This is a genomic window from Rothia nasimurium, assembly GCF_928382285.1.
GTDB lineage: Bacteria > Actinomycetota > Actinomycetes > Actinomycetales > Micrococcaceae > Rothia > Rothia nasimurium_E.
Map to the genome: position 1 here is coordinate 110,287 of NZ_CAKMSS010000004.1, position 12,371 is coordinate 122,657.

The 12,371-nt window shown below is 58.5% G+C and carries 11 protein-coding genes; 8 read left to right on the forward strand and 3 right to left on the reverse strand.

From position 1 onward, the window contains the following. Positions 1–166: 166 nt before the first annotated feature. Both L6758_RS06205 and L6758_RS06210 read left to right on the forward strand, forming a co-directional pair. Positions 167–358, forward strand: coding sequence for a helix-turn-helix transcriptional regulator (locus L6758_RS06205; protein ID WP_237196053.1), 192 nt, complete (start codon positions 167–169; stop codon positions 356–358). Further along, positions 355–1,560 carry a type II toxin-antitoxin system HipA family toxin gene (locus L6758_RS06210; RefSeq protein WP_237196055.1) on the forward strand — a complete coding sequence of 402 codons (1,206 nt, stop codon included), beginning with the start codon at positions 355–357 and terminating at the stop codon, positions 1,558–1,560. Before L6758_RS06205 ends, L6758_RS06210 begins: the two co-directional genes overlap by 4 nt. On the opposite strand, the gene L6758_RS06215 is transcribed toward L6758_RS06210, so the two are convergent. The 3 genes from L6758_RS06215 to L6758_RS06225 all read right to left on the reverse strand — a co-directional run bounded on the left by L6758_RS06215 (position 1,557) and on the right by L6758_RS06225 (position 4,250). After that, positions 1,557–2,018, reverse strand: coding sequence for a GyrI-like domain-containing protein (locus L6758_RS06215; RefSeq protein ID WP_237196057.1), 462 nt, complete (start codon positions 2,016–2,018; stop codon positions 1,557–1,559). The genes L6758_RS06210 and L6758_RS06215 overlap by 4 nt on opposite strands. Positions 2,019–2,054: 36 nt before the next feature. Beyond that, entirely contained in the window at positions 2,055–2,651 is a 597-nt protein-coding gene (locus tag L6758_RS06220) for an arsenic metallochaperone ArsD family protein (RefSeq protein ID WP_237205158.1), read from the reverse strand. Between the two features lie 129 nt (positions 2,652–2,780). Continuing rightward, entirely contained in the window at positions 2,781–4,250 is a 1,470-nt protein-coding gene (locus L6758_RS06225) for a hypothetical protein (RefSeq protein WP_237218614.1), read from the reverse strand. Between the two features lie 553 nt (positions 4,251–4,803). On the opposite strand from L6758_RS06225, the gene L6758_RS06230 reads away from it, so the two are divergent. The 6 genes from L6758_RS06230 (at position 4,804) to L6758_RS06255 (ending at position 12,364) form a co-directional block, all read left to right on the forward strand. Next, a complete protein-coding gene (locus tag L6758_RS06230; protein ID WP_237205160.1) occupies positions 4,804–5,256 on the forward strand; it encodes a hypothetical protein in 453 nt (150 codons plus the stop codon). A 555-nt stretch (positions 5,257–5,811) separates the two neighbouring features. Continuing rightward, positions 5,812–6,507 (forward strand): hypothetical protein, encoded by a 696-nt coding sequence (locus tag L6758_RS06235; protein ID WP_237205161.1) that lies wholly within the window; start codon positions 5,812–5,814, stop codon positions 6,505–6,507. A 325-nt stretch (positions 6,508–6,832) separates the two neighbouring features. Further along, positions 6,833–8,320 (forward strand): NAD-dependent succinate-semialdehyde dehydrogenase, encoded by a 1,488-nt coding sequence (locus L6758_RS06240; RefSeq protein WP_237205162.1) that lies wholly within the window; start codon positions 6,833–6,835, stop codon positions 8,318–8,320. A 101-nt stretch (positions 8,321–8,421) separates the two neighbouring features. Further along, entirely contained in the window at positions 8,422–9,768 is a 1,347-nt protein-coding gene (gabT, locus tag L6758_RS06245; RefSeq protein ID WP_237205163.1) for a 4-aminobutyrate--2-oxoglutarate transaminase, read from the forward strand. Between the two features lie 239 nt (positions 9,769–10,007). Then, the gene (locus L6758_RS06250) at positions 10,008–11,384 is read left to right on the forward strand and encodes an NAD-dependent succinate-semialdehyde dehydrogenase (protein ID WP_237196068.1); all 1,377 of its coding nucleotides are present in this window, start codon (positions 10,008–10,010) and stop codon (positions 11,382–11,384) included. Positions 11,385–11,587: 203 nt separating this feature from the next. Next, positions 11,588–12,364 carry a sulfite exporter TauE/SafE family protein gene (locus L6758_RS06255; protein ID WP_237196070.1) on the forward strand — a complete coding sequence of 259 codons (777 nt, stop codon included), beginning with the start codon at positions 11,588–11,590 and terminating at the stop codon, positions 12,362–12,364. The last annotated feature ends 7 nt before the right edge of the window (positions 12,365–12,371 follow it).

Below are 12,371 nucleotides of genomic sequence, written 5' to 3' on the forward strand. Positions count from 1 at the left end.
GAGTAGCAGGAAATTATAGAGGGAAGGAGTGGGCTTCTTCGCCTCAGCAGTGGCTCCTATAGCCACCTCCCTTAAGTAGGCAATATTCTGCCGTTTTGTGGGATGGTGGCCTAGAATTATAGATAAATCGAGTATATCGGCGAGATTTTGCCGGTTAGGAGATGCTGTGGAGCTAGGAAAAGTTGTGCGTGCCTATCGTAAAAAACTCAAAATGTCACAGGAAGAGTTAGCTGCACTCAGTGGTATTTCTGAACGCACTCTACGTGATTTGGAGAAAGGGCGTTTGAGTGTCTCTTTAGAGAAAGCTGTAGCTGTTGCCGATGTGCTGGGTCTGAAAATTCAGGTGATTGAGGCATGAACGCACTCAAAGCTGATGTGTACAAACAAGATACTCTTGCCGGGCACTTTTTCAGAACACCTCATACTACTGAGTTTCGTTATTCTGCTGATTATCTTGACTCTCATCATGCACCTGTAGCAACCACCTTGCCGCTTACTGATGAACCCTTTGTGTATCAAGCTGGCGCATTACCTCCATTTTTCACAGGTCTTTTACCTGAGGGTCGCCGCCTGACGAGTTTGAGAAATGTGTTGAAGGTGTCGAAGGATGATGAGCTTTCTCTTCTACTAGCGGTGGGTGCTGATACCGTGGGGGATGTGAGGGTACTGCCGCCCGGAGTTGTACCCGATAACGAGTATGCCGAACCTATAACGGAGTTCGACCCGACTCAGCTAGCATCGATTTCATTTGCTGATTTTTTCTCTGCCCAGGGATTACTGGACTACGCTGCCCTTCCGGGAGTTCAGGATAAAGTGTCGGGCAAGATGCTGACCATCCCCCTTCGTCACAACCACAATTTCTATCTGTTGAAGCTCACGCCTCCCGAATACCCATTACTCGTAGAAAATGAACATTTTTTCCTAGAGTACGCACGTCGGATATCTTTTCGTAACGGTGTTGTTAGCTCTCACCTAGTGCGTGATATTACTGGTCGCTCGGGCCTTTTGATACAACGATTTGATCGAGGGATAGATGGAAATGGCCATCTGGCTCGCTATGCGGTAGAAGACGCTTGTCAGCTTCTTAATCTCTATCCTGCTGATAAATATGAAGTCACAGCCTTGCGGTTAGCACAGGCGGTGGTAGAGAAAACAAGCCAGCCTATTCTAGTGGCCCAAGAATTAGTGAGACAGTTTGCTTTTGCATGGCTTACTGGCAACGGCGATCTTCATGCAAAAAATATTTCCATTATCGAGTCTTCTGGAAAATATCGACTAGCGCCGGTATATGACATTCCCTCAACTGCACCCTACGGCGACCAATCGATGGCACTTAAGCTACTTGGAAAAGAGCGAGGGCTTTCTGCAAAGACTTTTCTCGATTTTGGACAGGAACTTGGGGTGCGTCCTGCCGCAACCGCCCTCTTGCTACGTAAGATGCTTCATGAAACAGAGGAGCTTGTTGAAGGGGCGACGGGCCTTCCTTTTGACTCTGCTCGCCGTAAGCAGCTAGTCAAAATTCTGAAGAACCGTCGCCTATCTCTATCGGCAGGGCTCTAAGCAGCCTTCACCGGCACCCAGACCTGCATCTGAAAGTCATCAGCGGACGGGTCGCCCGGCCCATAGGCCTCAAAGACCGGGCCATTGGGCTTAAAACCTGACGCGGGCAGGAAGGTGCCCATCAGGTGGTCCACTCCGGCCATGGTACTCATGGGCACCGGGCCCTCAACGGTCGTCACCGCGAACTCGCCACCGTCCACCTTAAGGGCATTGAGACCCAGAGCCTGCGCGGTTTCCAGGTTCTCCACCAGAATCCCCGCCATGTAGTCGAACTCGCCGGAAGCGTTCATCCCCACAATCACGCCCATCGAGTGCACCTCGGGCATGGTCACCCCCCGCGCCTCGGCGTGGGCGGTGAGCTTCTTCCAGAGCTCGCCAATGCCAGCGCCCTGCTTCACGGTCTCGCGGAAGCCCGCAATAAAGAACTCATCCTTGTGCTCTACACGCGCACCAATCATCGACTACTCCTTAGAAAAATGTGTGTCGGCTCTATTTTAGTCGCCACACCCGCAGCCACAGCCACACGAGGCCTGCTTCGCAGGCTGCCCTGATTCGGTAGCGGCCCCCTGTGAAACCGGTGCAGAATCGTGACCCCCCATCAGGTTGACCCGGTTGCCAATGTCGGGCCCCCCGGCAGGCTTAGGGGTCACTCCTGCCAGCACCGCAGCAAATCCAGCCGGGTCAGCGGCAGGAACCGTGGTGGGGGCATCCGCACCGCCTGTGCCGCAGGCAGCCGCAGCGGCTTTGACCTTGGGCTGCTTTACCTCACCAAAACGGGAAAAACGGCGCAGCTGCTCAGCAGTGGGGTACATGTAGGACACCTTGACCAGGCCCTCTACCAGCAAAATGGGTAGAACCTCAGCGCCGGCCATAGCAAGCTGATCGGCAACCGGCTCACAGTCGGTAAAGGCAGAGGGGTAGGAGTCGGTGGAGTAGACGGCAATATCAAGACCCTCATCAAGCAGCTCCTGGGCTTCAGTAAGGAAGGCGTCGCGCTGGGTGTCGCCGGGGTCGTCCGGGTTTTCGCCGGCAGCCGGAATGAAAACTTCAAGGGGGGTGCTCCCCAGGGCGTCGCGAGATGAGCGTGCCACTACTACTCCGTTCGTTGATTCGTGTGCTCTACCAAGCCTACGCCCGCTGGGGCTCGCAGAAAAGGTCAGGCGGCACACCCCAGTCGGGGTGCACCTCCTGTTATTCCTTGTCAGTTCGATGTAGGTGGGCTAGTCGCCGATAAAGAACTTGCGCAGGGCTGAACGCAGGCTGCGGTCGTCCTGCTTCTGCTCGCCCTCTTCTGCCGGGGGCTGAGGCTCTACCTGCGTAGATGCCAGCGAAACTTTCTTAGCCCGGGCCGCGATGCTGGGAACAGCATCGGTATCAGTGCTTCGATACTCCTTGCGCTCCTCGGGGGTGCCAAAAGCCAGGGTGCCGATGGTATTAGCGATATTTTTCTGCTCGGGGGAGGCCGGGACGCGGGCTACACCCGGGTCTATATCGCGGATATCCTGAGCCTTCTCACCGGTGGTGACGGGCAGGTCATTGGGGAAAGCCGCTGCTGCGTAGGCGCTTGCCGCCCGGCTGAGGGGGCTGGGCGTATCGTCGTCAGCGGGTTTCTCACTGGGGTGGACGTCGTCGCCCGACTCTTCCTGAAGACTCGGCACCTCGGCGGGGGAGGCGGGCAGAGGTTCATCTGCGGGGTCAGGAATCTGGGTGGGCTCAGAGTCAGCCGCGCTACCCTCAGTAGTGAAGAGGCTGGAGGCATTGTCTGAGGTCGTGGTGGACTTGATGACCACCGGGGCTGCTGGTGCAATAACCGGTTCGGAAACGCTGGTCTGATCGGAATCAGACTCGGGAGTGAGTGCAGCCTCTACAGTGTTCTCCGTAGACTCTTCGAGTGCACCCGATGCAGGCTCAGCTGCTGACTTAGGGTCAACCTCAGCCAGAACCGCACGGTAGCGAGCCTCAGTGGGAGCTAAAGTCCAGCCCAGGAAACCGGGGAGCGCGATAGGCTCAACGGTGCCTACCCAGGCGATGGTTTGCGCAAGAGTGGATGTTCCTGTGCTTGCCTGGGGTGCTGGTGTAGCTGCCGGAACGGGGGAGTTGCTCCCGGCGTCCTGCCCTACCAGGTTTCCGGTTACAAAATCTGCCAATGACAGGGCAACCTGCACTGGCACTGACGCCTCACCCCGCTTGCGCGCAATAACCTGCCCCACGGTGCCCTGGGCGCCGGGCGCCAAATCAATGGCGTAGAGGTGGCTGGGGGAGTTGGCAATTTCAAGCCAGAGGCTGTGGTTCAGGACGGCTTGGACGGTGCCGTCCGTCTTTTCCGGTGCCTTCCAGGGGGCAGAATCCAGGGTGGACGCCCCAAAATCGGCCTGAGGGGTAGAGGCAATGACCTTCTGCCCGGCCACTTCGGCAACCACACCGTTGCGTACTAGGGCCCGATAGAACTTGAGCTCGGGGGTGAAGGTGAACCCGCGCTGCTTCTCTTCGGCGGCAATCTCGGCTGGGGTGTATCCCGCACTGTGCCGGCGCTTAAGCAGGGCGGAGCGTAGACGTAGCCCGTTATTTGAGACAGTGGCCCCTGAGTCTTCGACGGGTGTGTCGATGTGTTCAGTTTCATGTTCAGATGTAGGGGAGAGAGGCATCTGCTTGACGATGACCTGGCCACCTGGCGATGAGTTGATACGCACGTTATAGGAACCTTCGAAGGTTCCACTGCGAGCCAGTTCGTAGATGGCGACGGTGGCTGAGCGGGCATAATCAGCTGGGGGTGGGGCGCCTAAAGAACCCGTGATGGCACAAGCAACACTATCTAGCGTGGTGTTGTGTACGGTAAAACGGATCTCCAGGGGCTGCTGATGTGCCTCTGAATGCCATTGTGTAAGGTGTGCGAGAGCTAAAAGGTGCGGGGGGAGCTCGGAGTGCGAATCAAAACTCATAGACTCTATTTTTGCACGCCTTGGCGGGTGGGGGAGATAAGGCGTGCGCGGCTGGTGGGTTGGGATTGATTGGGTGGGCAGATGATGGGGCGGTTGTATTAATTTTTGGGGAGTATATGCAAGGGTGCGTATGTTTTAAAAATACAGGTTCTGACTAGTGTTAATAGGTATTTGGGGTGATCGGGTTTTCTCTGTGGCACTCAGGTCTAGACAGGCGAAAATTTCTTCCAGTTTTTTGTCGCCGCAGTACGCCAAGGTGCTACCATGAAAAAGATTTTTATTACTTTTAGGGGAAATTAAAAACATGACTCACACACTGTCGCGCCGTAACGTGGTCAAGGGTAGCGCATGGGCTGCTCCCGTTGTGGTGGCTACTGCATCTGTTCCTGCCTACGCAGCCTCTTTCACCTGCCCTGACGTTGCACCTACTTTTGCTCATGAAACAGCGGAAGGCACCCATCGGGTGACTGCAACCTACAGCTTCCCTGATGCTGGTTCCTACGCCCAGATCGTTCTTGTTTCCAACGCTGAGTTGGCAGATCCCACTGGCATTGCCGGGGCTACCCTTTCTGCTGACCGTAAGACCCTCACTATTCCTGCTGGCTCTGGTCCTGTGGAATTCTCTGCAACCGCCCTTGTGCCTCAGGAGCAAACCAATAATGGGGGCTTCACTCTGCGTTTTACCTACACCATTAACAACTCGCAGTGTGGCTTCTCCTCCACCTTCACCGAGTGGGGTACCGTCGGTTCCAACTAGGTGGCATGTATCTTAATAGTCGGGTCGCGTAACCATTCTTTCTTGAAAAGAGGGTAGACGCGACCCAGACTTTTTAAGGCTTAGTCTCTCGAAGATACGACGAGCTACTGGGTATTGGTTCTGACTCTTGGGCGGGGTATCAGCGTTGCACTCAGCCCGGTGAGCAGGGCTGAGAGGCCAATGGTGAAAGCCTCGTCCTGGGGGGTGCCCCCAAGGGTTGTGTAGGCCTCTGTCATGCTGGGGTGTGTCGTGTTGGTAGTGGGGTTGTGCTTAACTGAGTAAAAAAACGGTATTCAAAGTGCTGAATTTTTACCTTTTAATTAAAAGAATATAAGAAAAATTTTAAATAACGGTGCTCACGCAAGGTTTTTCATGGAAAATACCGAGCTGAAGCTTGGCTTTTTGGAAGAAATGAAACACCTAGTTGGCACGTAGTTGCGGCTAGATTGAGTGCTGTAAATTACTATTTTTAATCACAGTAAATAACTTCTTTTAAAGTCTCGTAGTGAGTGTTATACTAATTCTTATCTCGAACACTTTTAGAGGAAAATAAAAATGTCTACCACTATGAATCGTCGTACCCTTGTGCGCGGCGCAGCCTGGGCTGCGCCTGTTATTGTTGGGGCGTCGAATGTTCCGGCTATGGCAGTTTCATCACCCGAGGCGCAGCTGGGGGTTGGGTCTGTGCGTGCCTACCAGCAGATATTCTCGCGTCAGCCTACCGGGTGTAACGTGACCACTAACCCCAAAGAGGGCTTTATTAACACTCTTTGCTGCGGTGCCTCGGTAACTCCGAGCAAATCAAACTGCATTCAGGATCCCAACTCTTCTGTAGGTTGGTGGATTGAGGCTGACCCTGGATATTCCGGCAGTGTCATCATCGACACCTTCACCGTGACCCATACCTTTGCTCGTCCGGTTACCTTCAATGATGCCCCCACTGCAAACGGTGCTGCATCTACCCTCGGTGTAACAAAGTGGACGAATGCCACCTACCTGGAGCCAGGGTGGTCTATCGTTTCTAGCACTCCTACTTCCATCACTCTGGAATATAAGGGTGACGGTACCCCTGTAGATATGTCTGATGCCACCGCAGGTAGCGGATTCTGCACCGGTTACTTCCTGAATTTCCGCGAAAATACCTGTACTCGCGTCGGTCAGAATACGCTCACTACTACCCGAAGCGTAGCCTATACCGATGCAACAGGTCTTAAGACTAAAACCTGGACTGTTGAGTCTACCAAAGTTTAAATTCGTTGCCTTCCTATTGATGGCGTGATGGTAGGGAGTCGCTTCCAACGATAGGACGCAGAACTTAAAGGCCAAAGTAGGGCTGGTGCCCCATGATTTCATGGGGCACCAGCCCTACTTTTGTATTTGTAGCGATATTGGGGTCTTGGGGTGGAGGCCCACACCTTGACCTGCCCGAATAACCGCCCTGTCGGGCGCGGACGCCTGCCCCGGGGCGTGTGAGACAGGCTACCTGCCCGGCGGGTAGGGGGCGTAAGATAAGCAGAAGGATGGGCCTGATGGTGTGCCCATCACACAGATAGTTCACGAAAGGTGCACACCGGCTATGACCGTAGATGTGAAAGAACTCCTAGCAAAGGTACCTACCGGCCTGCTCATCGGCGGCCAGTGGCGCGACGCCTCAAACGGCGAAACCTTCGACGTAGAAAACCCCGCCACCGGTGAAGTCATCGCAACCCTGGCCTCCGCCACCGAAGAAGACGCCCTCGCCGCCCTCGATGCTGCCTGCCGCGCAGAAAAAGAAGCGGGGGACCACGGCTGGGCCGCCACACCTCCGCGTGAACGCGCCGAGATTCTGCGCCGTGCCTTCGAGCTGGTCACCGAACGCGCCGAAGAATTTGCCACCCTCATGACCCTAGAAATGGGCAAGCCCTACGCCGAAGCCCTCGGCGAGGTCAAGTACGGGGCCGAGTTCCTACGCTGGTTCGCCGAAGAAACCCCCCGCCACTACGGCCGTTCCCTCGACATGCCCGAGGGCACCCTGCGCATGATCACCCGCCGCAAGCCCGTCGGCCCCTGCCTGCTGATTACCCCCTGGAACTTCCCCCTGGCCATGGGTACCCGCAAGGTTGCCCCCGCCGTGGCAGCAGGCTGCACCATGGTGCTCAAGCCCGCCCGCCTGACCCCGCTGACCAGCCAGTACTTCGCCCAGACCATGCTGGACGCTGGCCTGCCCGCGGGCGTCCTCAACGTCGTCTCGTCTAAGTCGGCAGCCGCTATCTCCGAGCCCATCATGAGCGATTCCCGTCTGCGCAAGGTCTCCTTCACTGGCTCCACTCCCGTCGGTAAGGACCTGCTCAAGAAAGCCGCCGAGAACGTGCTACGCACCTCCATGGAACTGGGTGGCAACGCCCCCTTCCTGGTCTTCGAGGACGCCGATATCGACCAGGCTGTCGCCGGCGCCATGGCCGCCAAGATGCGCAACATCGGCGAAGCCTGCACCGCCGCCAACCGCTTCATCGTCCATGAGTCCCTGGCTGAAGAGTTCTCCCAGAAGTTCGCCGACGCCATGGCCGCCCTCAAGGTCGGCAACGGCCTGGACGAAGGCGTCACCTGCGGCCCCCTCGTCGAAAAGAAAGCCCAGGACTCCATGGTTGCCCTCGTCGAGGACGCCGTTGCCAAGGGCGCCCGCGTACTCACCGGCGGTGAAAAGGGCGAGGGCGCAGGCTACTTCTTCAAGCCCACCGTGCTCGTTGACGTGCCCCTCGACGCCCGCGTCGCCCGTGAAGAAATCTTCGGCCCCATCGCCCCCGTCTTCACCTTCAAGGACGAATACGAGGCCTACGAGCTAGCCAACGACACCGAATACGGCCTGGCCTCCTACGTCTACACCGAATCCATCGACCGCCTCTACCGCGCCAGCGACCACCTAGAGTTCGGCATCATGGGCTTCAACGCCGGTGTGGTCTCCAACGCGGCCGCCCCCTTCGGCGGCGTCAAGCAGTCCGGCCTGGGCCGCGAAGGAGCCGCCGAGGGTATCGACGAGTACTCCTCCATCCAGTACATCGGCATTCGCGACCCCTACGCTAACTAAAGCCCAGCGGACGCCCGCCCTCCACGCCCGGTTCGGGCGGGTGTTCGCACCCCTTACCTTTTTGTAGTTACAAGAAAATCCATCACTAAGGAACCTCCACCATGGCTGAGATTGCCTACCGCCTACCCCAGCAGATCACCCTCACCGGCACTGTCCCCGGCCCCAAATCCGCCGAACTGGCCGCCCGCCGCGCCGCCAACGTGCCCGCCGGTGTAGCCTCCACCCTGCCCGTCTACGTAGCGGACGCCGACGGCGGCGTCATCGTCGACGTTGACGGTAACTCCTTCGCCGACCTGGGCTCCGGCATCGCCGTCACCTCCGTCGGTGCCTCCGCCCCCAAGGTCGTAGAAGCCGTGCGCGAAGCCGCCACCCACTTCACCCACACCTGCTTCATGGTCACCCCCTACGAGGGTTACGTAGCCGTGGCCGAAAAACTCAACCAGCTCACCCCCGGCGACTTCGACAAGCGCACCGTGCTCTTCAACTCCGGCGCCGAAGCCGTAGAAAACGCCGTCAAAATCGCCCGCGCAGCCACCGGCCGCAACGCCGTCGTCGTTTTCGACCACGCCTACCACGGTCGCACCAACCTCACCATGGCCCTCACCGCCAAGGCAGCCCCTTACAAGAAGGGCTTCGGCCCCTTCGCCCCCGAGGTCTACCGCGCCCCCATGAGCTACCCCTACCGCGACGGCAACACCGGCGGTAAAGAAGCAGCAGCCCGCGTCATCGACATGATCGAAAAGCAGATCGGCTCAGAATACGTCGCCGCAATCCTCATTGAACCCATCCAGGGTGAAGGCGGCTTTATCGTCCCCGCCGAAGGCTTCCTGCCCGAACTCGTCACCTGGGCCCGCGAAAAAGGCATCGTCTTTATCGCGGACGAAGTCCAGGCCGGTTTCTGCCGCACCGGCACCTGGTTCGCCTCTGACCACGAAGGCATCGAACCCGACCTCATCACCACCGCTAAGGGCATCGCTGGCGGCATGCCCCTCTCCGCCGTCACCGGCCGCGCCGAACTCTTCGATAAGGTCCAGCCCGGCGGCCTCGGCGGCACCTACGGCGGCAACCCCGTCGCCTGTGCCGCAGCCCTCGCCACCATCGAAACCATGGAAGAGTGGGATCTCAACGCCCGCGCCGCCCGCATCGAAGAGATTGCCCGCGAAAAGCTCGGCCCCCTGGTCGAAGAACTCGACATCATCGGCGAAATCCGCGGCCGCGGCGCCATGTTCGCCGTCGAATTCGTAGCAGACTCTGACTCCAAGGAACCCCACGCCACCGCAGCCAAAGACATCGCAGCAGCCTGCGCCGAACGCGGCGTCCTGATCCTCACCTGCGGCACCTACGGCAACGTCGTGCGCCTGCTGCCCCCGCTGACCATCAGCGAAGAACTCCTCGGCCATGCCCTGGACATCTTCGTCGAAGAAATCCGCAAGGTCGCGGGGAACTAATTACCTGCTGTGTATGGGCAGGGCAGGTGCCCTTGCGCCAGGAAAGGGGCAGGAAATACCCTCCGCCAGGCTGACCCTCTCGTAGCTCGCCCTGGGGGCTCGCTACGATTCACGCCAGACCCAGCCAGCCTGGCTTTGAGGGTATTTCCCACCCGAGGCTGGCCCCGTATCCAGCTTGTTGAGTTGTATCTAGGGGCGTCCGTACCGCACATACCCACAAACACAAAGGAGCTAAACCCATGAGCTACCGACTTGAAGACCCCACCACCGGCGAGGTTCTCGAAACTTTCGACACCCTCACCGACGAGCAGGCTACCGCCGCAGTAGACCGCGCCCACGCCGCCTACCTGACCTGGCGCACCACCAGCGTCGAAGAACGCGCCGCCATCGTGAACCGCATCGCTGAACTCTTCGAAGAGCGCAAGCAGGAACTAGCCGAAATTATCTCCCAGGAAATGGGTAAGCCCATCTCAGAGGGCATTGAAGAAGCTGAGTTCTCCTCCGCTATCTTCGCCTACTACGCAGGGATTGCCGCCGACCACCTTGCGGACGAGCCAATCCCCTCAGAAGCGGAGAACTCCGAGGCCTACATCCAGCGCAAGCCCCTGGGCGCCCTGCTGGGCATCATGCCCTGGAACTTCCCCTACTACCAGGTCGCCCGCTTCGCCGCCCCCAACCTCATGCTGGGCAACACCATTGTGCTCAAGCACGCCGAAATCTGCCCCAAGTCAGCGCTCGCTATTGCTGAGATTATGAAGGACGCCGGGCTGCCCGAAGGTGCCTACGAGGCAGTTTTCGCTAGCCACGACCAGATTGAGACCATGATCGGCCACCGCCACATTCAGGGTGTCTCTCTGACCGGCTCCGAACGTGCCGGTGCCATTGTGGCCGGTATTGCCGGGCGCAACCTCAAGAAGGCCGTGCTGGAACTGGGTGGCTCTGACCCCTACATCGTGCTCGATACCGACAATGTTGCTGAAGCTGCGGCCACCGCCTGGGGCTTCCGTATGTACAACACCGGCCAGGCCTGCAACTCCAATAAGCGCATGATTGTCATGGCCGACATTTACGACGAGTTTGTCGCCGAACTGGTCAAGCTGGCCGAGGCCATGAAGCCGGGCAAGCCCGCCGAAGCGGACGAGACCACCTACATGGCCCTCTCCTCCCGCTCGGCTGCCGAAGGTCTCAAGAAGCAGCTGGACGAGGCCGTTGCCGCCGGTGCTACCCTGCGCGTCGGTGGGCAGCTACTGGATGAGAAGAGCGCCTACCTCTCCCCGGCCGTCCTTACCGACGTGCCCGTCGGCTCCGAGGTCTACTACCAGGAGCTCTTCGGCCCCGTCGCCACCGTCTACCGGGTAGAAAGCGACGAAGAAGCCATCGAGCTGGCTAACAACACCCAGTACGGCCTGGGTGGGGCGGTCTTCTCGCAGGACGAGGCCCGCGCCCGCCGCCTGGCCCAGCAGATTGACGCCGGTATGGTCAACGTCAACACCCCTGCCGGTGAAGGCGCCGAAATTCCCTTCGGTGGTGTGAAGAACTCCGGCTACGGCCGCGAACTTGGCCCCTACGGCATGGACGAATTCGTCAATAAGCGCCTCTACTTCGTGCAGAAGTAGGCCTGTTTGACCCGCAGGCTTAGGCGTAGGGTGTGCTGTCGCTAGTGCAGATTGCCCAGCCCCACGGTTTGTCATGAAACCCCGGACGATACATCCGGCTCGTGACGAACCGTGGGGCTGGTGTTATGTGGGGGTGGGCAACCTTGTTTTTTATATACCCCTAGGGGTATTATCTCTAAGGTGAAGAAAGAGAAAGAAGAATTGTGCTGTTAGCTCTTGCGGGCGGCCTGGCTATAGGTTTGCTCATGGGTGCCCTGGGCGGGGGTGGGGCTATTTTAGCGATTCCCCTGTTGGTCTACGGGTTCGGGTTTAGCCCGGCGCAGGCGACCCTGGCTTCCCTTGTAGTGGTGGGTGTTGGTGCTGCCGCCGGTGTGCTGACCCAAGCCCACTCGGTTGACTGGTGTCGCGGCGCTTTCTTTGGGGTGCTTGGTTTGGCTGGTGCCTACGGCGGTCGAATGTTGACCCATAGTCTCGATGGACGGTTGCTCCTGCTGGCCTTCTCTGTTCTGCTGCTGGTGGTTGCCAGTCTGATGGTGCGTGCAGCGCGCAGGGGGTCTATTCGGGCACAAAGTGCGGACGCCGCCTCCCGCCCCTCCGCCTTCCGGCAGGGGGTTACGCTGGTGGGGGCTGCTACGGGGGTTGGCTTTTTGACCGGCTTCTTTGGTGTGGGTGGTGGTTTTGCTATCGTGCCCGCCCTGACTCTAATCTTGGGGCTCAGTATGGCAACCGCCGTGGGGACCTCTCTACTGGTTATCCTCATCAACAGCTTTGTTGCCCTAGCCCTGGGAGTTGGGGCCCTGCCGTCCTTGGATTGGTCGGCGCTTGCCCCCTTGCTGGCTACAACTGTGGTCGGTACCCTGGCCGGCACCTGGGGTGGTAGGCGGGTGCCCCAGCGTTCCCTGCAGCTAGCCTTCGCAATTTTTCTCTACGTCGTCGCAGCCTACATGGCAGCTACCACCCTCATTGAACTGATGGCATAAAGAAAGG